The sequence below is a fragment of the uncultured Polaribacter sp. genome (assembly GCF_947503875.1).
In the GTDB taxonomy this organism is placed as follows: Bacteria; Bacteroidota; Bacteroidia; order Flavobacteriales; family Flavobacteriaceae; genus Polaribacter.
In genome coordinates this window covers 95,989-120,425 of sequence record NZ_CANNFH010000002.1, presented here as the reverse complement: position 1 = coordinate 120,425, position 24,437 = coordinate 95,989, and the positions used below count along the sequence as shown (strand labels likewise).

General features: G+C 32.9%; 14 protein-coding genes. 1 reads left to right on the top strand and 13 read right to left on the bottom strand.

Translation table 11 applies throughout. The annotated features are described in order from the left end of the window. Window positions 1-43 precede the first annotated feature (43 nt). The 5 genes from Q0684_RS02895 to Q0684_RS02875 form a co-directional block, all read right to left on the bottom strand. Window positions 44-1,738: a hypothetical protein gene (locus Q0684_RS02895; protein ID WP_299012538.1), complete on the bottom strand. Its 1,695-nt coding sequence runs from the start codon at window positions 1,736-1,738 to the stop codon at window positions 44-46. Between the two features lie 142 nt (window positions 1,739-1,880). Beyond that, window positions 1,881-2,630: a DUF1080 domain-containing protein gene (locus tag Q0684_RS02890; RefSeq protein WP_299012537.1), complete on the bottom strand. Its 750-nt coding sequence runs from the start codon at window positions 2,628-2,630 to the stop codon at window positions 1,881-1,883. Window positions 2,631-2,634: 4 nt separating this feature from the next. Further along, complete coding sequence (locus Q0684_RS02885) at window positions 2,635-4,155, bottom strand: sulfatase (protein ID WP_299012536.1); 1,521 nt, start codon at window positions 4,153-4,155, stop codon at window positions 2,635-2,637. A 78-nt stretch (window positions 4,156-4,233) separates the two neighbouring features. Continuing rightward, window positions 4,234-5,232 carry a T9SS type A sorting domain-containing protein gene (locus tag Q0684_RS02880; protein ID WP_299012535.1) on the bottom strand — a complete coding sequence of 333 codons (999 nt, stop codon included), beginning with the start codon at window positions 5,230-5,232 and terminating at the stop codon, window positions 4,234-4,236. A 71-nt stretch (window positions 5,233-5,303) separates the two neighbouring features. Next, window positions 5,304-8,141, bottom strand: a complete 2,838-nt coding sequence (locus Q0684_RS02875) for an alpha-L-rhamnosidase (protein WP_299012534.1) — start codon at window positions 8,139-8,141, stop codon at window positions 5,304-5,306. Window positions 8,142-8,576: 435 nt separating this feature from the next. On the opposite strand from Q0684_RS02875, the gene Q0684_RS02870 reads away from it, so the two are divergent. After that, on the top strand, window positions 8,577-9,494 hold the full coding sequence (locus Q0684_RS02870) for a hypothetical protein (RefSeq protein WP_299012533.1): 918 nt from the start codon (window positions 8,577-8,579) through the stop codon (window positions 9,492-9,494). Window positions 9,495-9,642: 148 nt separating this feature from the next. Here the strand turns inward: Q0684_RS02870 and rhaT are convergent, their stop codons facing one another. The 8 genes from rhaT to Q0684_RS02830 all read right to left on the bottom strand — a co-directional run bounded on the left by rhaT (window position 9,643) and on the right by Q0684_RS02830 (window position 24,398). Next, entirely contained in the window at window positions 9,643-10,695 is a 1,053-nt protein-coding gene (gene rhaT / locus Q0684_RS02865; RefSeq protein WP_299012532.1) for an L-rhamnose/proton symporter RhaT, read from the bottom strand. Between the two features lie 49 nt (window positions 10,696-10,744). Further along, the gene (locus tag Q0684_RS02860; RefSeq protein WP_299012531.1) at window positions 10,745-12,157 is read right to left on the bottom strand and encodes an L-fucose/L-arabinose isomerase family protein; all 1,413 of its coding nucleotides are present in this window, start codon (window positions 12,155-12,157) and stop codon (window positions 10,745-10,747) included. Window positions 12,158-12,165: 8 nt separating this feature from the next. Further along, on the bottom strand, window positions 12,166-13,614 hold the full coding sequence (locus tag Q0684_RS02855) for a sulfatase (protein WP_299012530.1): 1,449 nt from the start codon (window positions 13,612-13,614) through the stop codon (window positions 12,166-12,168). Between the two features lie 24 nt (window positions 13,615-13,638). Next, the gene (locus tag Q0684_RS02850; RefSeq protein ID WP_299012529.1) at window positions 13,639-14,868 is read right to left on the bottom strand and encodes a mandelate racemase/muconate lactonizing enzyme family protein; all 1,230 of its coding nucleotides are present in this window, start codon (window positions 14,866-14,868) and stop codon (window positions 13,639-13,641) included. 8 nt (window positions 14,869-14,876) lie between these two features. Next, complete coding sequence (locus Q0684_RS02845) at window positions 14,877-16,355, bottom strand: sulfatase (protein WP_299012528.1); 1,479 nt, start codon at window positions 16,353-16,355, stop codon at window positions 14,877-14,879. 30 nt (window positions 16,356-16,385) lie between these two features. After that, window positions 16,386-19,166 (bottom strand): glycoside hydrolase family 78 protein, encoded by a 2,781-nt coding sequence (locus Q0684_RS02840; RefSeq protein ID WP_299012527.1) that lies wholly within the window; start codon window positions 19,164-19,166, stop codon window positions 16,386-16,388. A gap of 53 nt (window positions 19,167-19,219) precedes the next feature. Beyond that, a complete protein-coding gene (locus Q0684_RS02835; protein WP_299012526.1) occupies window positions 19,220-21,568 on the bottom strand; it encodes an alpha-L-rhamnosidase C-terminal domain-containing protein in 2,349 nt (782 codons plus the stop codon). Window positions 21,569-21,644: 76 nt separating this feature from the next. After that, window positions 21,645-24,398 (bottom strand): family 78 glycoside hydrolase catalytic domain, encoded by a 2,754-nt coding sequence (locus Q0684_RS02830; RefSeq protein WP_299012525.1) that lies wholly within the window; start codon window positions 24,396-24,398, stop codon window positions 21,645-21,647. Window positions 24,399-24,437: the final 39 nt, after the last annotated feature.

Below are 24,437 nucleotides of genomic sequence, written 5' to 3'. Positions count from 1 at the left end.
AAAAATTAAATTGGTGTTTTTTGTATGTAATGCAATAAGATTATTATTCTGGTATCAGTTCAATTAACTTCACTGCATGTGGCGCTAAATCTACTTTTAACATCAAATTATCTACATTTGTACCTACCAATGAATCTTTAACTGTTTGCGACAATTCTGAAAGTCTTTCGTATTTAGATAAATTGCTATTTAATACATTTCTCCAATTATCTTCAAAACGATCTGAAGGTCTATTACCGTATATTCTTCCATTTGTCTTCTCTCCTACTCCTGCGTTTCTTAAATCTTTATACAACTCGTGCATTAAAATACTATTTTCTTTGTCTATAGTCCATTCATTTACTCTCCACTTGGTTGTATTAGCAACTAAATTCCCTTCTAATTTTGGATAAATAGTTTTTGAATTTGTGCTATTTCTGCTGGTGTTATGGTTGTATATCAGTAAATACACTTTACCATCTTTTAACACAGGAATAATCCCTGAAAAACCAGATAAATTTTCTGAGGCAAACATTCTCATACCGCCTTCTAATTTTAAAAACATTTCTGTAACATTTCTTCTTCCAATAGGTAAAGCACTACTTTCTAGTTCTTGTCCCCAATCGTAGATTTCAGCAATATTATATTCAAAAGCCAAATCTGCTATTGCCGCATACCAACTAGCACCTAATTCTGTACCATCATTTAAACTTAATCCTCTTTTTCCATTATCTCCTCTTAAAATACCAAATTCGTGAATATCAAAAGGAATATTACTAAACTGAGGGTAACTATTTAATTTAGTTCTATATGGTTTTACTATTTCTTCAAAAATTAATTCATTTTTATCTAATTTCTCATAATAAGAAAGTGCAAAGAAATCCATTTGAGTACCTTTTTCTCCTGTAACGTAGTTTGTCCCATTTGCACAATGATCTATAATTTCTGTAGTAAAAGTACCTACTTGCTCTGTTAATAAATTTCCTGGGCCAACAATTGCATCTGGAATAACTTTTAAAACTTCATCTACAGTAATGTCATAATGTTTAAAATATTCTGCTGGAGTTCCATTCCAATGATTAGGTGTGTAATTTGGTTCTGTACTAATTCTAAAACGCCATGTTTTAACTTCGTTCATTCCAAATTCATTAACCAAAGTAGATAAAAAAGCGTTTACATATTTTCTCCAAAGATCGTAGTCTTTTGGCGGATTGGTATTTCCAAAGTCATTTTCAACTCTTTCTTCTACCATTGCCCAAGGCACTTTACTTAAAACAATTCTTGGTTTAAAGCCTGTGCTTCTAAAATTTCTCATTGTGGAAATTAACTCAGAAAAATCTGTTATAATATTGCCATCTTCATCTGCACCTTTATAGAAATCATTTAAATTATCATTTCTACCTCCCATGGTTCTTACCAAATTATAACTTTTCACATAGCTTTTTAAAGGTTGAATAGCGTTTCTAAAACCGGCTGCATTAAACCTACTTTGATTTATCATAGGTCTTGTAGACCAAAAGTTGTAAAACATTCCTTCACCTGAACCTGTATTAATGCTTACTATTTTATCTGCAGCTGCATTAGGAAAATTACCTATAACAAAATCTCCATTCATTTCTAACTCCTCTTCCTCCTCTTCCAAGAGTTCTTCTAAATCTATTGCGTCTCTAGTGACTTCTTCACTAGAACAAGATGCAAAAGAAAAAATTAGGATTGTTATAACGAAAACATTTAATACTAAAGAATTTATTTTTTTCATAATGTTAAATTGTATGTTTGGTAAGACGAAATTACAGACAAAACTTACATTTATGCCCTAAATTTTTCTTAATTTATAATCTATTAAAATTTGGTAAAACCATATTTTTAGAAACTAAAACTTTTTAAATTTAGTATTAATTCTAAAGGTCTTTAAATAGTATGTTTTTGTACTCTACTTTCATTGGTGGGCCAACATGCACTTGAACACCAATATAACCTTTTTTAGACCTATTTACTTCATCCAAGTCTTTAACTTCACTCATTAAAACACCATTTACATAGTGCTGCATTAGGCTATCTTTTACTATTAAATGCATAGTATTCCAATCATTATCTTTAATAACTGCTTTTAATTCTTTTTTATTGCCTAAAGAGTTGACTACACTTCTAGTTTGCCAACAATTTCTTTTTACATTTTTTCTAATATTTGTAGTTGGAATACTATCTGGCATTGTTTCAATAATTACTTTCTCGCCAATATAAGCTAGTGTAGTTCTCTTTTTCTCTTCGTAATTTTGTCCTACAAATCGTTTTTTACCATCTATATCAGATTGGTAACCTCTTAAAGCAAAAGGCCTGTTTTTAATCTTTTCACTTCTATAATTTAAACCGCTATTTCCAGATTCTGAAATTCTATATGCTAGTTTTAATTCGAAATTTGCAGGTTGTTCTTTTTCATAAATTATAAAAGAGTTGCTTTTTAAAATAGTTTCTGGGGTAACTTCCCCAATTAAAATACCATCTTTTACAGACCAATAGGTTTCATCTCCACTCCAACCTTCTAAATTTTCTCCATTAAAAATAGATCTAAAATCATTTTTTTTTTCGCTCTGGCAAGAAAAAAAACAAAAATTGATACTCAAAATTATTATGTAAATTGTTTGTTTCATTTTTTTAGTCTTTAGTTATTTTACTCTTCCACCAATTCTCATTGGGTTTAAAATCTTTAGATAACACTTTTAATCTTTCTTCTTCTAAAGATTTCCACTTGTTATTTTTGATGTTAATCAATCTTTTTTCACGTTTAAGAGCATCAAACCTTAAGTCTTTTACAGGATATTTTGCACCAACTTCCTGTAACCAATTCATTAATTGATTGCTTAAATCTTGCGCAATTTTTGGGCGTTTTTCAACAACATTTAAATCATCTTTTTCTGTGGATGGTAATTTGAATAATTCCTGACGATTATCTTCCCAATAATGAATTAATTTCCAACCATTTTGCTGAATAATAGAAGAAGGTTCACCACCTTGATTGCCATAATGTGGATAATGCCAAAACAAAGGTCTGTTATTCTCCATTTCTTTTCCTTCTAAAAGCGGTTTTAAACTAATACCATCTTTGTGCTGTTCTGGCTGTAAATTAATATTTGCCAAGTCTAAAAGTGTTGGGTAAAAATCTGTACTAATTACTGGAAAATCTATTGTATTTGGTTTATTTTTCAACCAAGGCACTTTCATAAAAAAGGGAGCTCTAATACCTCCTTCCCATTGATAACCTTTACCACCTCTTAAAGGTAAATTACTTGTAGCATAATTGTCTCCAGAAGCCACACCTCCATTATCTGAAGTAAAAACTACAATCGTATTTTTATCAAGATTAGTATCTTTTAATGCCTTTAAAACAATACCTACAGCATCATCCATAGTTGCTAATAAACCCGCATAAATAGGGTTGTCTTGCACTTGTCTTACTGGTAAAACACGTTCCATTTTATAACCAGTATTGGCAACTCCTAAATTTTCTGCTTTGGTTCTGTATTTATTCCATTTGGTTTCTGTGGTTTGTATGGGCGCATGCACCGCATAAAACGATAAAAAAGCAAAAAATGCACTGTCTTTTTGTTGATGAATAAATTTTGCGGTTTCCTTTGCCAAACGAATGGTTAGGTTTTCCCCTTTTTGGTTGTCTTTTAACTTTGGATTGTTAAAAGGCGCAAAAAAGCCTGCTGAAGGTCCTCCTCTATGATAACCTCCTTTATTAATATCAAAACCATGATTTTCTGGATATGAGCCTTTGTCTCCTAAGTGCCATTTTCCTGCAAAAAAAGTGTTGTAATTATTTTTTTGAAAAATTTCTGCTATGGTTACCTCTTCCTTGTCCAAAGATTGGACATAATTGGCGGGTAACATTTTATCAAATCTGTTTCTTTTTCTCCAATCTTCTCCTGCTTTTGCGCCAATCCAATCTGTAATTCCATGGCGCGCAGTAAACTTACCTGTTAAAATGCTTGCTCTAGATGGGCTGCAAACTCTACTTGCTGCGTAACCTTTAGCAAAAACTGTACTTTGTGCAGCAAGCTGATTTACATTTGGTGTTTCATAATATGTACTACCTGTTACCCCTAAATCGTGATAACCTAAATCATCTACCAAAATAAAAAGTACGTTGGGTTTTTTATGCTTTAATTCCATTTCTTTTTTACAACTGAAAAAAAGAAATGGAATTAAAAATAGTACTTTAAAGCGCTGAAACAATTGTATTTTGATAATTTATATCTTTATTATTTTTTTTACAAAACGGTTGTTTTGATCATTATTAGATAAAAAATATACACCTTCGTTTAAATCACTAATATCAATACTTTCTGATTCAGATTTTACGCTTATCTCACGCACCTTTGCTCCTAAAATATTTCTAATTGTTAGTTTTGTATTCAATGGTAAATTAGTAAGTTGAATATTTCCTTTGGTAGGATTAGGATAAATAGCAACCTCATTTATATCAACATCTGTAGTAGATAAAGAGGCATCAAAACATGCAGATGGTGCATTATTTAAATTATGCGCAACTGAGTCTGATACATCACTTCTTCTTAATACCATTTTATCCATAAAAAATGAATTTGACCTTGCATCTACCATTATTTTATAATTACCAGGAGTGTTAAACGTTGCCCAAATAAATCTAAAAGAATCATGATCGTTAGTATTGGTTACAAAACCCCATCTACTTTCCACAGGAAGGTTTACTGGATGCCTGTTCATAAATGCCTTAAAAAAACCATCTCTAGTAGAACCTGCAGGACAAGCTCTATCTGGATTGCTTTCACAACTAGGTTTAGGTTCAAGAACCTGAGTAGATGTAGGGCTACTTGTCTTCGTAGCAAAAAAATCATCTGCCTCAATTTTTAACCAAGCATCATTATGTTCACCTCCAGAATCACCTTTTCCTATTCGACCTCTCCAAGCCAATCTATAAGTTCCCGGATTGTTAATCTTAATGTTATAGGTAATTGTTACTCCAGTAGGTCTACTAAAAAACTCTGTACCATCCCAAAATATATAATTAATGGTTGCTCCTTCTAAATTTGGATCTTCTTCACTACCTATTTTCCAATCTGAACCAGCAGGTAAAATACCAGACTCCATTTCTATGGTTAAAATTCCGTCTTTTTCTTCAAATGGAAGGGTTCCATTACAATTGGCAGTTTGCGCAAATAATTGTAATGAAACTATAGACAATAAAAAGAATAAAAATTTATTTTTCATTTTGATGTATAAATGGGTTTCAACAAAAATAAAAGAATTTGACATACAAAGTATCCTGTGCTGTAGTGATTTTATTTAGATGCTTTTTCGTATACAATTTTGTATTGACCAGAACCTAAAATAACTTCTTTTTTATCGCCAAAAGAAGCATCATTTACTTTTAAGGTTTCTAATTCTTTTTTATTTAAAATAATTTTAGCAGATGTATTAAAAGGAACCTCAAGATTCATGTTTAATGTATTATTTTGAAGATTCCAATCGTTTTTAATAGTTCCATAAGGCGTTGGCACAGTAACTTTAGTACTGGTAATTTTACTAGAAAACTCTGGATTTACTGTAAATATTTTAAATCCTGGCTTTTCTATAGACGAATTTATACCTCCTAAAGATTCAAAGAAATAAGCTGCAAAACCACTATGCATTGGATGATTTAAGGAATTACTTGGACCTTCCATTTCTTCCCAAATAAATTGACGCTCTGGCCAAGTAGTAAAACCTGAGTTCATTACATATGTTTGACTTGGAAAATCTGGCGTAGTTAAAATATCATAGGCTAAATCTGCTTTTCCGTATTTAGACAAAACTGTATAAATGTATCTGTTTCCGTGAATTCCTGTAGCATGATGACCACCTTTAACCTCAACAATATTATGTACCAATCCATTTACAACCGTTTCAATTTCCTTTTTGGGAACCATACCGAATTGTAACGCTTGCACAGTTGCAGTCTGACTTTGATACCATTTGTGTTTTGTATTTGGAATAGCTACTAAAAATTCTTTGTTGAAAGCTTCTAACAAGGCCTCTTTTTCTTGTTTCATTTTGGCTTGATAAATAGCATCATTATTCATTTTTGCAAATTTTTCCATAATGCCTAAAACATCATAAAAATAAGCATTTGCAGAAATTATTGGATCACATTCCATTGCACTTGGGTTCTTTTTTCTATCCCAAAGAGGTGGACACCAATCTCCCATTCCATCTTGCATAATTCCGTTTTCTCCTTTAAAATTAAGATAGAAATTGGTTAAACCCTTCATTGGTTCATAATAATCTTTAACAATTTCATCATCGCCGTAAAACTTATAATTGTACCAAGGCAAATACATTGTGGCAACTCCCCAATCTATTTTTGCATAGGTAGATGTGCGTTTTCCAGGAGCAATCATTGTAGGCACTTGAAACTTTAATTCTGGGTTGTTACGCCCTTTTGTTGGGCGCATTTGGGTTTTAATATCTTCCATGTATTTTTTGTAGAAATCATACATATCATAATTAAAAAACGCATATTCACAAAACGCATGTGCATCTCCTAGCCAACCACATTTTTCTCTATGAGGGCAATCTTCTGGTATTCCATGAACATTATCTACAATTGTCCATTTACTAATACTATGCATTTTGTTTAGTAAGGCATCAGAAGAAGTAAAACTTCCTGTTTCTTTAATATCTGTAGCTACCAAAACTGCCTTAATCATATTAGCATCAGGCTTTTTAGAAATTCCTGTAATTTTTGCATATCTAAATCCATGATAACTAAATTTAGGCTCCCAAGATTCTACACCTTCACCTTTACAGATATATTTGTAAATCTGTGTCATTCCGTTTGCACCACCACCAGTAGAACCTTTAAAAATATCTTTTCCGTTTGTTAGCAATGCTTCTGTGGTAATTACATCTATTAATTGCCCTTTTTTACCTTCCACATTTAATTTAACCCAACCTGCAATATTTTGTCCAAAATCTACAATCCATTCTCCATCTGCTCCTTTAAAAACTTTTTGAGGAGATAATTCTTGTAATTTTTTAATTGGCGGAATTTGACTTGCACTAATATTTCTCAATTTTGGTGCTACTTCTTTTGGATTTCCCCAAGATTTATCATTATAACCTACTGTATTCCATTTTCCAATTTCAAAACGTGCATCATAAGTGTCTCCTCCATAAATATTATTAAAAACAATTGGCCCTGTTGACTCTTTCCAGTTTTTGTCTGTGTAAAAATCTTTGGTAGAACCATCTTCATATTTTAACTTCAATAAAAATTTTACAGTTGGTGGCCCATAAGCCATATCTTTCTCAGATTCAGGATCTCTTTTCCAAGAAATATCCTGAGCGTAGAAACCGTTTCCTAAAATAATTCCGAATGCATTTTTACCAGAATTTATACTTTTTGTAATATCATAATTTACATAATAGGCTTGTTTATCATAATTAGAAGGTGCAGGATCTAACACATGATCACCCACTTTTTCGCCATTTAAATACAACTCATAATATCCTAATCCGCAAATATAAACTTGAGCGTTCGCTATTTTTTTATCAATTGCTAATTCATTTCTAAAATAACTTGCTGCAAACCCATTTACTTTTTTTGCAGGTTGATTGCCCATTCTACCAGTTTTATAATCTCTAAATTGATATGGAGAAGTTCTAGTATCGTTATTTAGTGTAATCCATTTGGCATCTCCCCAATTCTTTTTATCAATCAATCCCATTCCAAATTCCTGAATTTCCGACCATTTTGAAGATGTACCTTTTTCATCCCAAATTTTCACCTTCCAAAAGTATTTTTGCATTGCTTTTAAAGGTTTCCCCTTATATTTTACAAAGGCAGATTTATTACTTTCTGTTTTATTAGAATTCCAAATATCTGCATCATCTTCATTTAATTTATCTTCTATAGATGCCACCAAAATATGATAGGCTGATTGTGACTTGTTAAAACCTTCAACACTTGCAATCCAAGAAAATAAAGGTTGCTTACTTTCTATGGTTGATGGATTTTGTTTGCTGTTTACCAATAAATTTTGAAATGAAACTGATTTATTTGATGACGGAGACTTTTGGCATGATACAGAAACTAGAGCTAAAATTACTAATGCAAGTATCGATTGTTTTTTTATCATTTTGAAATATAAAGTTTTAAAGTTTGGTATTAAGATCAATTAAAGTATGAAATTAAAAGAAATTTTGTAGGGTGTTATCCTGTAGTCTCATGAAAAAAATATATTAACATAATAAAAACAACTAAATAGAATCTGATTTGATCACGGAAACTAGATATCAAATACTTAAGAGCGTTCTTCTTATTTTAATAAGATTATAATAAATCACTAAAATTAGCGAGATAAAATCTTTAATCCCTTGAAACTTTTGATTTATTCCTTCAATTAAGTATGGTCTGGTGTTCTAATCTTAAGAATTTTAGGTGTGAATTAAGGTATAAAATCATACTATACTATTTTAACATTATAATATTCAAAATTAACATTAAATTCCGGATAGTGCAGGATACTAATATTTCTACAGGTAACTAATTTTAAACTAAAAATTAAATTACAATGAAAAAAACAATTACAACTTTTTTTAAATTAAGTGTAATATTTACACTTTTTATTGCTACCTCCTGTTCAAACGAAGGAGAAGTTATTGAAGACCAAAGTCTAGAAGTAGAAAATACCGATTTTGAAAGCCCTGAATTATTAGCACGAACTACTTGCAATGAAACTAGTTTCCCTAATTTAGGACCAGGTGCAGCTAGTGGTCAAGCAAGTGGCTGTAATGACTCTTCTAATCCTAATAATATTGGTACGCTAGATTGCAGGTCATCAGCATCATTTGGTGGTTATGCAAATGTAGGTGGTGGTTTTGGTAGATATCGTTTAACAGGCTCTACAGATAGATTTGATGGCACAAGAACACGTGTTGAGCGCTTTTTTAACCGAGTAAATAGAGGTAGAAATAAATCTACAACTCTAAGCTACGAATTTAGAGTAGACGAAGTAAGCAGTGGGCGAACTTGTATTGTACAAGTGCATGCTGAAGGCGAAATTAAAGAAGGCCTTAGAGAAGGAAGAACTGCTAGAAGTGCCGTTTTTCTGTTGTACATAAAAAAAGCAAATAGAAGAGATAGGCAAGGTAGAGAAGTTTACACTGCTGAAATTAGTGAATCTACCGTACCTTTTGTAACTGGAAGTAATGGAAGTGGTACTAGAACAACCACATTTCTCAGAAATATTACACAAGGAATTCGTTATAATTTAACTTGTAAAACTGGATATGACAATTCTAGCAGTCAACTTGCAGAATCTACTGTAACCATATCTGGAGGAGGAAATACTAGAAGTAGAACAATGGAACATACATACACTGCTGAAGCTGCAACTACACGCTATGGTGCTTATGAAGCTTGTGATACCTGTAGTGATGATAGATTTCAAATTAGAATTAGAAATGTAGATTTCTGTAGAACAAATTAAAAATATTTTTTCCATAAAATAAAAGAGACTGCCTTTAAAGGCAGTCTCTTTTATTTATAAAAACAGTAAAAAATAGAAATTATATTATCAGGATATTCACATAAATTATTTGAAATAAAAAACTATCTATTTTTGATATTTTTTTAATTTATAAAGAATTACCAATACCTACTAAAACAACAGATAAAAGAATAACGGCAATACCAGCAGTAATGGTTAGTTTTGTTTTCTTAGCAACACCTTTCCATTCCTTTCTATAGATTCCCCAAAGATTGGCTGTTAAAATAATAGTAGACATGTGCAAAATCCAAGAACTTGCGCCATTACCTAACTTACTTTCTCCCATTCCATAAAAGAAAAACTGCAAAAACCAGATGGTGCCTGCAAAAGCAGAAAACAATATATTTTTTCTTATTGGTGTACTTTTATTGGTAAAATCTTTGTAAGATTTATTTTTGATACTTAAAAAGGTAGTCCAAATTAGGTTGGTTGCTAAACCACCCCAGAGAATGACTACAAAAGTAACATTGTTGGCGAATAAATGGTCATAACCAGCAGCTACTGCAGCATCTGCAAGTGGTTTTCCACCTTCTATACCAAAACTAAAAAACGAACTTAAAATTCCGGAAAGTACAGCTACAATTAATCCTTTTGTAAGATTAAACTCTAAAACACTTTCTTTTTTCTCTTCATCAGATAATTCTTTCTCCTTCATCATACCTGCTTTTCCTGAAAGTGCAATACCTAACAAACAAACCAAAACACCCAATAAAACAACTTGACCACCTGTAGAAGATAGCATTTCTGTAAAAGACGTTTTACCTTCTTCTGGATTAAAATTGTAATAAATTGAAGGAACTATCGCTCCAAAAGCAGCACAAAACCCTAAAACCACTGAGTTTCCTAAAGACATGCCTAAATAACGAACACCCAAACCATAAGACAATCCGCCAACTCCCCAAAGCAAACCCATTAAAAAGGTAAAACTTAAAATAGCATTGGAACTAGATGCTATAATATCTACAAAACCTGGAACCGTTAAATAGGCTGCAATTGGCGGTACAATTAGCCAAGACATTATACCTCCAACCATCCAATAGGTTTCCCAAGCCCAACCTTTTACTTTGTTATAAGGCATGTAAAAACTACCTGCTGCTACGCCTCCTAATGAATGAAATAATACTCCTAAAATTGCTTGCATGTTTGTTTTGTTTTTTGGTTAATAGTTACTGGTTTATGGTTGATGTTTGTTAACAAATACGAACCACTCTTAAATTTAAAATATTTCCTAATTTTTCTATTTTATTGGCAATATGGCCAACGCCAATTGCACAATGATGAGATGGCCCTTGTTTAGACCACTCATTCATAAAATTTCTTGCGCCTATTGAAAAACGATAACGGCTATTTGTATTTCCTATTTGTAAAACTGGGCCTTCTACAGATTCGCCTTCTGCTACTAATAAAAACACATCGTCTTTACCTTCTACAACTGATAACAAAGTAACTGGACCGTGTTTGACCGTCATTTGAATGGACAATCCTTTTCCTGGTTTTCCATGGTAAACTGGTAAAGGCACTAATTGTACATTCCCTTCTGCAATGGCAAAATGTGCAGGACCATCATGACCTAACATCACAATATCATCATTAAAATCCATCGCATAAAACTCAGAAAAAGAACCACCAACACCAAAAGCATCCATAATTTTCATAGCCTGTGCATTTTTTACTTCATATTCTCCTGCTACTGGTACATTTTTACCTGTTAATAATGTGTTTCCAGCGATTACAGAAGTTACAATATTTTCGTATTCATTGGCATTTTCGCCTTCATAATAATAAGCCAAAGAACCTAAATCATGATTTTCTACTAATTTATCTAAAGCGATTGATGTTTTTGCTGCGCGAATTAATTCGGATTCTTCGCAAGTATCAATTACTTCAAACGTAGTTTGAAATTCGGCTAACTTTTCATCAACCTCAACTTGTGTAACCCCATCTCTGTACTTTTTTACTTCACACATTTCAACAATTTCTATGTGGGTTCCAAAAGCAGCAGATTGTTTGGTTAAATCGGAATATACATCTAGCATTCCTGCATAATAATGCCCTAAAACACCTAATCTGTTATTTTGCATTATGGATGCAACTTTGGTGGCATCAATCCAATCCTGAATATCATCCCAAACAAATTGTTCTCCTAAATATCCCGTTATAAATTCATAATCTATTCCTGCACGATTAAAAACATTCGCGAATTCTGGTACAGAACAAGCCTGACAATGTGCCAACCATTCTCCTGTCATTTTTCCACGATCGCCCAAAGCATTAAAACTTTCGTAATCTATGGCAGCCACAGGCTGAATATTTAAAATAACTACAGGACATTTTACTTTTTGCACCACAGGTAAAACTGTGGATGACAAAGCATAGGTTGAAATATACAAAAACAAAATATCTACATCTTCAGTCTTTAAAACTTGTGCTTTTTCTCTCGCTTTAATGGGAGAATCTACCAACCCAACGTTAACTACTTCTGCTCCAAACTCTTCCATTTTATCTGCTATCTGTTGCTGATAACCTTCTAAACGTTCTAACAGTCCTTCAAACTGCGGCCAATAGGTATCTAAACCAATACCAAATAATCCTACTTTTATCATTATTTTATTTATTTTAACCTATTACTTAACTTCACTTTTAACTCTTTAACTAATTCTGGGTGTTCTTCGGCTACATTCTTAGTTTCCTTTTCTTTTGTTGTGTGATCATATAATTCTACAAATCCATCCTGATGTAATGTCATTCTATGCGTTGAAGTTCTGATGGTTGAAGCTTTATTGTTGTAGGATATAGCAAAGTGACCACTAGCATTCGGATCTACTAATATTTCTTTTAGAGACGTCCCATGAGCAAACTCAGGAATTTTAATTTCTACTAAATCACATAACGTCGGAAAAATATCGACTGTTTCCACAATAGCATTCGTATTCGTCCCTTTATGTTTCATTCCTGGGTAATGAATTATTAAAGGTGAATGCAACGATTCCTCAAACAAACTATGTTTTCCCCAAATCGCATGTTCTCCTAGATGCCAACCATGGTCTCCCCAAAGCACAACAATAGTGTTTTTATCTGCTCCTGTTTTTTTTAAAGCCGTAAGAATTTTGCCTACTTGGGCATCCGCATAACTGACACATGCAGCATAATGACGACGCACCTCATTCGCAAAATCAACATCTTTATTAGGGTTTTTACCCCAACGGTTGTATTTCATAAATTCACCAGATCCATGCCATGTTGTTCTTCCTTTCGGTTTTTGAGGATTTTTTATTTCAGGAATATCAACACCATCATACCTATCATAATATGTTTTTGGTGCACCAAAAGGCAGGTGTGGTTTAATAATTCCGACAGCAAGAAAAAATGGATTTTCTTTATTACTGGCAAGTGCTCCTAGTTGTTTGACAGCTTCATCTGTAATTGCTCCATCTGGATAAATGTTGTCGTCTCCTTCTACTGTCTGAAAAACAGCCATATCACCAGATTTTACTCGGGTTTCACCATTAGCTAATCCATGCATCATCCCTCGTGGGTGTTCCCATTCTGCAACTGGCATCAAATGCTTATCCCACGCATTGGGCATTTCTACTTTTGTGCTATCATTCCAATTTTTTCCACCTCTCCCTCCAGGGTGATGAGATACTTTTCCAACCGAAACTGTTGTGTAGCCATATGTTCTGAACCACTCTGGGATACTTTTATCTACCTTTTGAGTGCCTTGTTTTATTTTTTTTGCTCTACTAAAAAGTGCATTGTTTCCTGCTGGTCCATACTGCCCTGTTAATAAAGTATATCGAGATGGACCACAACTTGGGGAGTTTACAAAATGTTTTTGGAATTTAATTCCTTTTTCCGCTAAAGCATCAATATTAGGTGAGTTAATATAATCTGCTCCAAAACTCTTCAATTCTGGACGAAGATCATCTACACAAATAAGTAGCACATTTGGCTTTTGAACAATTTGTTGTTTTTGACAATTAGTCAACAGGAAAAAAAATAACGTAACAAAAAAAATAGGATCTATTTTTTTAACTATCATTATTATGTTTTTTATCATTTTCAACAGTCTTTAAAATTTACGTTAAACTTCTATATACAATTCACTTACTTTTTTTAAGTGAACTGTATCTAATTCTACTCCAAAGCCAGGTTTTGGTTCGAATGAATAATAACCGTTAGCTTCTTTTTTAGTAGCTGTACTTTGCAAGCATTCTAAATACAATTTAGAATCTTCCTTTTTCTCAATAGCTTCTACCCAAGTAGCATCAACTCCAATGGCAATTTGTTGCCACGCAGAACAAGCTGGTCCAACCAAACTATCATCACCAATCATTACTTTTGCACCAATTTCTTTTACTTTATGTGCTAATTTAGCTGTATGCGTTAAACTTCCCATCGTAGATGGATGTAGGTTATAAATATGTCCCATACCTTTTTGCATCGTTTTGATACCTTTCCAAGCTGGACGCATTGGCGCATCTGGAATTAAACTTAAATCGCCTACCATTTCTTGTAATTGAATCCATTGCTTTGTTTTCAAATTTGCTGGATCTTCTATCGCGTTTAAACCATTAGCACTAAAACGATCTAAAATTCCTTTTAATTCATCTAATGATTTCCATTTTTTGTAACCTTTATTTACATCTGAAATTACCACTGCATCATTACCTAAAACTGCTCTAATTGTTTTGAGTAATTGCATATCAACTTTTTCATCACCATACATTTTAAATTTCATGTGATGATTAAGATTTTGTTCGATACTTTTTTCTGCTTCTGCTCGTACTTTTTTCTCGTCTTTATCGAGTATACAATACAAACCTGGAACTGGTTTAGTTCCTGTTAAACCCAACAATTCTACTGCAGCTTTATTTTGAATTCTTCCTGACAAATCCAACAATCCCATATCTAAAGATTCTAACATTTTTAGAGATCTTTTGGAACCTAAAACTTGTTCTGAGGTTAATCTTTTTTGAGCTTCACCTATGGTTAAACCTTTAAACTGTTCTAGATATTTTACCCAAGCCGTGGGCTTAAAATTAGGGTTGTTTTTTGAAGCAGGAGTTTCTGTCCAACCATAAAAATCTCCAGCTGATATTTTTATAAATAAATGCTGACGATTGTGCCAAGTTCCCCAAGAAAAATAACGTGGAATATTAATATCATATCGAAATATTTCGATTTTTGTAATCTTTTCGTTTAAATATTCGTTTCCGTTTTTACTTCCGCAAGCGGATAATAATGGATATGTGGCACCAACAATACTAAGTGCAGACAAATTTTTTATAAAATGGCGCCTATTTGTTTTCATAATTATTTTTACCAAGAATCATTCATAGAGGTTAACAACGCTGCCAATTCTGTTTCCATTTTAGTATCTAAAACAGCATCTTCTCCCCAAATATTTTTCATTTGAAAAGGATCTTTAGCATCATCATAGAGATAATGAAATTTACTCCCATTTTCGTGTTTTACCACAGCATACGTATAGTCTTTGGTTCTAAAACCTCTAGCATCGCCTTTAGAAGCAAAACTTTTCCCTCCAAAATACAACTGTTTTTCTGGGCGGTTTACAGGTTTATCAAAAAATAAATCTGCATAATTTTTACCTTCTACTTCCTTTGGTATTTTATCTTCAAATCCCATTAAACCCAAAATGGTTGGCATATAATCTGGCACACTTAATAAAATATCATCTTTCTTTGGTTTTACTTTTTTCGGATAATGGACAATCAAAGGAATTTTATAGGCTTCTTTAAACCATACATTTTTATGCATTAAACCTTGACTTCCTAGCATTTCACCATGATCTGCAGAAAACACAATAATGGTGTTTTCATATAATCCTGCTTCTTTTAATTTTGCAATAACACGTCCTATTTGATCATCTACACCATTTACAGACGCAAAATAATCTGTAGCTTGATCTAAACGTTTTTCTACACCATGATCTCCCCTTTTTAAATCGTAGTTGTCATTAAACTGTACATTTGGTCTATTTAAAACGTCTTTATGCGTCATGCCTTCATAACGTTTTCTGTAACGTTCTGGCACTTGTTTAAAAGGTGTATGTGGTGGATTTATTGACCAAAACAAAGCAAAAGGTTCATCAGATTTTCGTTGTTTTTCGTTGTTTTTCAGGTAATCGATAATAACATCCGCTTCGTGTTCTGCTGACCATTTTTTGATGTATGTTTTTTCATCTTCTTTGGCATTGGTTGTCCAATAATAAGGTGCATTATGCCTATTGTGAGTCCCATAAGCATACCAAAAAGAAAAACCATGTCTGCGATTTGGAGGACACCAAGTATCCCAAACCCTTTTTACATCTGGTGGTGTTGGTTCTGGACCATCTAAATGCCATTTACCTACATAGCCTGCACTGTAGCCATTTTCAACTAAAACATCAGAAAAACAAATTTCATCTTTCTTTAAAAAATTCCCCAAAGCTGTTCTTTGGGAATTGCAGTTCTCTACAACTCCTGTTGATATTGGATAACGACCCGTCATTAACATCGCCCTATAAGGGCTACACAATGGATTGTTGGAAACAGCTTCACTAAAAAACACACCTTCATTTGCCAATTGATCTAAATTTGGCGTGTGTACAGGATCTTCTTTTAAAAAACCCAAAGAAGCTTGTCTGTATTGGTCTGCAAAAATAAACAGTAAATTTGGTTGTTCCATTTCTGCTTTAGAAATCTGCTTTGTTTTCTGACCACAAGAGAGTATTACTAAAAGCAAAATAAACATGTTTTTGTTCCAAATATTCTTTTTTAAACCTCCAACTACTGTCATTTATGTTTGATATTTATGAAATACTGATTACTAATAATCAACTTTAAAAGTGTACGTTCCTGGCAAAGCTTTTAATACAAATGCGTTTTCAGTTTCCTTTACTAATGTAACATCTGGTATTGTTTTAAATTTTTTACCATTTAAATACAAATTACTTTTTCCATTTTTTGGTATTTCTACCTGAGCAGTTGTGTTTGGTGGTATGGTTGTTTGCAATTCAAATTCACCATTTTTAATATGCCAAGCAGAACTTACTTTACCATATGGTGTATTATAACTTGCTTTAGCAGACGTTAATGGTCCTCCTGGAATTGGTGCTATGCGTATTTCTTTATAACCTGCCTTTAAAGGTTTTAATCCTCCAATACGTTCATACATCCACTGACCAATAGCACCATAAGCATAGTGATTTAAAGAATTCATAGGTTCTACTTTAAATCCTGTTTCTTTAGAATAACTATCCCATCTTTCCCAAGTAGTTGTTGCACCTTGGTTAATAGAATGAAACCATGATGGATAAGTTTCTTTAAACAATATGGTATACATTAAATCTACTTCTCCCATTTTATCTAATGCAAAAGGCAATATTGGTGTTCCTAAAAAACCTGTACGTAAGTGATTATCACACTCTCCAATAAATCTTTTTAATTGTACAAGGGCTTTTTGAGCTATTTCTTTTGATAATAAATCATACTGCAAAGCCATTAAATATTGAGTTTGTGTTTCTATTGCAGAAGTTACACGACCATTTTTATCAAAAAATTTGTTTTCAAAAGCTCGTTTTAGTTTCGTATGCAATTCCTTTAGCTTTTTTACATCTTCAGTTTTACCAAGCACCTCTGCACTTTTCATGGTTAATTCTACTGTGTACGCGTTATATGCTGCAGCAATTAAAGTGCCTGGAGTATCTCCACGACGCATGTGTCTAAAATTCTCTTTAGGTTCTGGAAACGGTTGCAACCAATCGCCAATAGTTACTCCTTTAGGGAGGTCATTTTTAGTGATTGACGCATAATACTCTAACCAACCCATCATCATATCATAATTATCTTCTAATATACTAACATCTCCTGTTCTAAAATACATTTCCCAAGGCACTACAACACCTACATCTCCCCAACCTGCGTAACCTTTCTGATTTCTAAAACAATTTGGTACTACAGGTGGTATTACACCATTTGGTAATTGGTCTTCTCGCAAAGTTTGTGCATATCCTGCCCAAAAAGCATACATGTCTGCATTGTAAATGGCTGTTGGTGCAATTACCTGAGCATCTCCTGTCCAACCCCATCTTTCATCACGTTGTGGGCAATCAGTTGGCACATCAAAAAAGTTACTTCTTAATCCCCAGCTAATGTTATTTTGTAGTTTATTTAATTTTTTATGAGACGAAGTAAACGTGCCATTTAAATCAAAATCGGTATGTTGTACAATAGCTGTTACCCAGTCTTTTTGTGGTATTGCATTTGGTGCGTACCCTTTTAATTCAATAAATTGATATCCGTGAAACGTAAATTTAGGACGCCACTCTATCATACCATCTTTAGCTGCAACATAATAATCTGTAGAACGTGCACCTCTATAATTTTTTCTATGAAATGTTCCATCTGGATTTAACATTTCAGCAAAACGAATTCGTAATGTATCTCCTTTTTTCATGGGTACTTTTACCAATGGAACACCTACATTATTTTGCTTGAAATTAAAAATTGGCTGTCCTTTTACGGGTTCTGTAATACTTTTTACAGAAATTACATCCATATCCTTTACACCCGCAAATCGTTTGGGTAATAATGCTATACTATCTAGTATTTTATATGAGTTTACTTTTAACCATTTTGAGTCGTTGTAATTATTACTGCTCCATGCGCCCAATTCTAGGTTGGCATCATAAAACTCGCCATCGTAAATTTTAGACGTTCGTATAGGACCATTTTGTGTTACTTTCCATGTATGATCTGTTACAAAGGTTTTTGTACCTTCTTCAGTTTCTATTTCTAACTGACCTAACAAGTGAGGTCTATGTTCTGGTGTTTTTTTAACATATCTTAAATTAACACGACCACCAAACCAACCTTCTGCAACTGTTGCGCCTAAAGTATTGTTGCCTTCTTCTAGTAAGTTGGTTACATCATAAGTTAATGTAGGAATACGTTTATTGTAAGGTGTCCAACCAGGGGACATCACATCATCTCCTACTTTTTTTCCGTTTATATAAAATTCATAAGCTCCTTTTGCTGTTATGTAAAGCCTCGCTTTTTTAACCTTTTGTTTTAATGCAATTTGTTTACGCATGTACTGAGGTCTAAATAACAGTTGTTTATGTCTGTCTTTTTTATTCAGTTCATTGGCTGGTAAACTAATCCACTTACCTTTCCAATCTGAATTTTTTAGAAGACCTAATTCTAAACTAGCAACATCACTCCATTTAGAGGCTTTTTTATTAGCATCCCAAAACTTTACTTGCCAGTATACTTTTTGTCTCGATTTAAGTGGCTCTCCTTGAAATTTTACAAAAGTGGTTTGGTCTGAATTAACTTTCCCACTATCCCACAAATCAGGATTATCTTGTAAAAGTTCTATTTGGCTTGCTACTCTAAGTTGATACGCTGTCTGAAAAGCTATCTCCTTTGGTAATTGCCAAGAAAAACTAGGCGAATTACTGTAAAATCCTATTGGATTTTTAAAACCTTCACTCACAGTCAATTCTATGGGTTTTTCTTGTGAGCCATTCGTTTTACAAGATAACAGCAAGATACAGGTTACCATATATAAGATTACCTTTAATGCAGTTTTTGTTTTTTGTTTCATTATATAATGATATATTTATTTTGGCACAAATAATTGTAACGCTATGTTTTAAATTATTTGTAGGTAGCTTTAATTTGCCATGTTGCAGCTTGTGCCTTAAACTTTAAAAAATCTTCATTTTCACTATCAAACTCAAATCCTTTAACCCTTTTTCTCTTTTTACCTTTTTTCCAGACTACTTCACCATTTACAACTACCTTATTAATAGCTTTTTCTGTTTTAGGAATTCCTATAATTGCTGTTGAATTCTCTGGAGATTCCAATGCTAACTCGTACGTATTTTCTTTAACTTCTAAGTCTATTTTAATGTTTCCTTTTACTGTTGGAATCGTCTTTTTAAGACTTTTAAAATGCACCAAGTTTGGCATAATTTGATATTCACTCCAACCTACTTTAGTAGGGGCTACACCTGCTATGTATTTAGATAAAATTTTATTAGAACCATTCCACGCGTGATTGTAACTACCTCCTCTTGGAAACATTTCATATAAAGTTGACATGGATTTTTTATCCACTTGACTTTGGTACATGTCTTTCATTCTATCTAAAGACGCTTTATAATTGCCTGCAATACACATTGCCTCCTCTGCAACCCACTCAAAATGTGGACTAGAAAATCGATTTGGAATTAAAACATTATCTACAATTTGATTGTAATATTTTGGATTAGCAATCCCTGAAACTATGGCAATTGCATTGGCTCTATCATCTTTTAGTTTTTCTTTATTAGAACTATAAAAACCATCTTTCCAATACGCTTTTTCAAATGCTGGTTTCATGGTTTTCATCCTTTCCTCGTACCATTTTATATCTTTGGTTTTACCTAAAACTTCTGCCATTTTTTTAGCTTCGCTTAAAGCTAAATAATAAAAAGCCATTTGTATTGGTTTTTTATCGGCTGTTTTTTTCACTCCCCAATCTACCCAATCCCAAGCATCTGGACTTTTTCTTAAGCGATATTCTGGCAAGCCATTTTCTTGCATTGGAAATAATGCTAAATAATCATACACAAAAGGATACGCTTTTTCTAAGGTTTCTTTGTCTCCAGTATTTAAATAATAAGGCCAAATACCTTGTGCAATAAACTGCAATGTTTGTGCAACCAACTCGCGCACTCTTAAAGGCCCTAAAGCACCCATTACTCCATTTTCACTAAATGCTGTAGTTTGTAAAATGGCTTTTTTTAGTAATTGACGACCTGCATTATCCATAGCATAAAATAAATAACCTACTTGGTCTGCAACATCACCAATCCATAAAGCGCGCTCTCTATCTGGGCAATCCATAAAATTATCTCTTGCACAAACAAATAAGGTGTTATTTCCCATCCACCATAAACGATTGTAAAAAGGATCGTCTATTTCAAATTTACCAGCCATTTCACCTACACTCATCCATCTGTATTTTAAAGCATTTACTTTAACACCTTTTGGAATAGTGTATTTAATTTCGTTACCATTCATCCAAGAAAAACTCTCGAAAGATTGTTTGCCTTTTTTTGTGATGTATGTTGCATTAATTCTATTAAGTCTGTTATCTGTTGTAATAAAAATGGTATCTCCTGCTTTGGCTTCAATCTCCAAATAAGGTGTAATTTGTTTGTTAAAAGCCAGTTTCGCTTTTATGGTTTTTCCATCACTTACAAAAGGAAATTTCAAGGCATTATGGTTCTTATAATTTTGTAAACCGTGATTAACCAAATGCGGAACTATATTTTTTTCTACATTGTACCAAGGTTTCACACCTAATTTTCCTTTTTCAACTGCGGAAGTCCAATTTGTATCATTAAAATTTGCTGAATACCACGCATTTTCAGACCAATCTTGCATTGATTTTTGAGCATCGAATTCAACACTATATTGCACAATAGCTTTACTTGCAGGTGGTATTGAATTGTTATATGCAGGATGCTGAATTGCTTTCCAAGTTTTATCTGAAACTACGATTTGATTACCAATTTGAGAAGAGAAAAGTAAACCTCCTTTTCCACTATCTATATGTGTGCCTTTATGCGTTTCTCTACCCCAATACCAAACTAAAATGGCAATTGTATTTTCTCCTTTTTTTAAATAGGGTTGAATGTTTAGCGTATCAAACCAAGAATTAGTTGGTGTTATTTTTTGTTTTCTATTCCAATCTCCTGCTTGACTTGGTCCTCTTGATAAGCCTCCTTCAAAAATTACCATTTCACCATTAACCCATAACCAAAACTTACTATCTACTGCTATATTTGCTTCAACAACATCTGGAATTTCATCAATAGTTATTGTTTTTCTAAAACTCATCCACGTATTTGAAGGCCCATCTTCTGCTTGCCAAATCCATTTTGCATCATTCCAATCATTAGAAAATGCGAAGGAAAAATTGAAAGCGAACAGTAATAATAATAGATTTTTTTTCATAATTGTAATCGGTTTTAAAATATATTTTTTAATTTATTGTATTTCTTTAAATAAGTTATTTTATTGCTTTGCTGTCTTAATGTGCATCATTATAAATGATTTCATAAACGCCACTTTCTAAATTATCTATAGTTAATTTTTCATCTGTTAAAACAGCCTCAACTTTATTTCCATTGACAGTAATATAAATATTATCACTAAACCTAGGTAAAATTACTTTTGCGGTTGTATTGGTAGGAACAGTTATGTTGTAAACAAAATTACCTGTTGTAAACTTCCATTCCGATTTAATTTCACCGTAAATTGAGTTATAGCTACCTTGAGCTTCTGAAATATTTTCATGTGGTAAAGGTGCAAACAATATTTTCTTATAACCTGGTTCTAAAGGCGAAATTCCTGCAGTTCGTTCATATAACCACTGGCCAATAGCCCCATAAGCGTAATGATTAAAAGACAATGCTCTATTAGCAAAACCTTTATCGTGTGTATAGCCATCCCATCTTTCCCACATAGTGGTTGCTCCTTGGTTTATAGAATAAAACCAAGATGGATAGGTTTCCTTAAAAATAATTTCATACAACAAATCTATATTGCCAGTTTTATCTAAAACAAGCGCCAATAAAGGAGTTCCTATAAAACCTGTGCGCAAATGTGTACCTCTGTCTCTTATAAGCTGAACCAGATGGTGTATGGATTTGTTTGCGGTTTCTTCAGATAGAATATTAAAACCAAGCGCCAATAAATAGCCTGTTTGTGTTGGTGTGTATGGGGCTTTTATTTTTCCTGTAGAATCAAAAAATTCATTTTCAAAAGCCTTAGAAATTTTATTTAGTAAGTCTTGGTAGTGCTTAACATCTTCTTTAAAGCCTAAAACTTTTGCAGTTTCCATTGTTAAATAAACAGAGTACGCATAAAATGCTGAAGATATTAATGTGTTTGGAGTATCTCCTCTTCTATCATCTTTTTGCTGCGAATAAGGTTGTAACCAATCACCAACTGTAGACATGTGGCTAATATTATTAGTTGCTTCTGATGTATGATAATCGCACCATTTTTGCATCATCTCATAGTTATCTTCTAACACCTTAATATCACCTGTTCTGTAATACAATTCCCAAGGAATTATCGTGGAAGCATCAGACCAACCTGCCTGAGCAAAATTTCCTGTAAAATTTGGAACAACCACAGGAATACCTCCATTACTAAACTGCTCTTCTCTCATGCTACTTAGCCATGCAGACCAAAATGCATGAGTATCTGCTAAAAACAACGATGTTGGTATAAAAACCTGTGCATCACCTGTCCAACCTAAACGTTCACTTCTTTGTGGGCAATCTAATGGAACATCAAAAAAATTGCCTCTTAAACCCCATTGAATATTGCTATGTAATTGATTTAATTTTGTGTGCGAAGACTTAAAATGTCCGGACATTTCAAAATCTGAATGTTGTACAATGCCTTTAACCCAAGATTTTTTAGGTGTAGATTCATTATTGTAGCCACTTATTTCTACATAACGAAAACCGTGAAAAGTAAATTTTGGTTGCCAAGAAATAGTAGCACTCTCTTTGGCTATGTAATAGTCTGTTGCTTTTGCAGAACCGAGGTTTTTAGTAAATAATTTGCCTGCTGCATTTAGCATTTCTCCATGCCTGATTTTTATAGTATCTCCTTTTTTTACTGGAATTTTCAATTCAACAACACCTACCATATTTTGATCAAAATCAAATAAAACTTGATTTTTTTTCTGAACCATCATTTTACTAGGATGTAGAATTTTCTTATTTCTTATTGCAGCATGTTTCTTAGGAAATAGCTTTATTTTGTCCTGTATTTCTTCTGTTATTACTTTCTCCCAAGAGCTGTCATCAAAATCAGGTTTGTCCCAATTTAGCATCTCAAAATTGGCATCGTATGTTTCGCCATCATATAATCCAGCAACTCTTATAGGGCCTTTTCTTGTGGCTTTCCAATTACCATTACTAGTTATCGTTTTTTTGTTGCCTTTTATGTCTTCTATTTCAAGTTGAAAAATGACTTGAGGTGGCGCAATTACAGTGTCCCATCTTCGTTTTGGACCAAAACGTCCAGAATGCCAACCTTCAGCAAGTATTATACCTAAAGTATTCTTGTCTTCTTGTAACATATTCGTAACATCATACGTTAAAGATTCTATTCTTTTGCGGTAAGGTGTCCAACCAGGAGTTAACACATCGTTACCTATTTGCTGTCCATTAATTTGTGCTTTAAAAACACCTTTTGCTGTCGCATACAAACGTGCTTTTTTTACTTTTGATTCTATTTTGAAATCATTTCTTAAATATTGAGGTCTGAATAACCTTGTGCCATATCGTGTTGTATCCCACTTTTTAGGATCAGGAATTTTTATCCATTTTGCCTTCCAATCTTTATTAGATAGTAATCCCATCTCTATGCTTACAATTTCACTCCAATTGGATGCTCTATTTTCATTATCCCAAAAACGCACTTGCCAATATATTTTCTGTCTTGATTTTAATGGGTTTCCACCATATTTCACAAAAACAGACTGATTTGAAATGATTTTTCCAGAAGACCACACATCAGGATTTTCTGGCAATAAATCTGGGTTAGATGCTACTACTATGCTATAGGCTGTTTGTTTTTTAATACTAATTTCTGCAGGTAATTTCCAAGAAAAAGAAGGTATGCTATCATGAAAACCTAAAGGGTTTTCAAACCCTTCTGAAACAGATAAACTATTTGGCCTTTCTAGATTTGTATTGTTTTTTTCTACGCAGCTTAAAAATAAAAGTTGCGCTAGAATAAGGAATATGATATTACTTTTCACTTTTCTGTTTATATTTTTGCAATGTTCTTTTAACTTCAT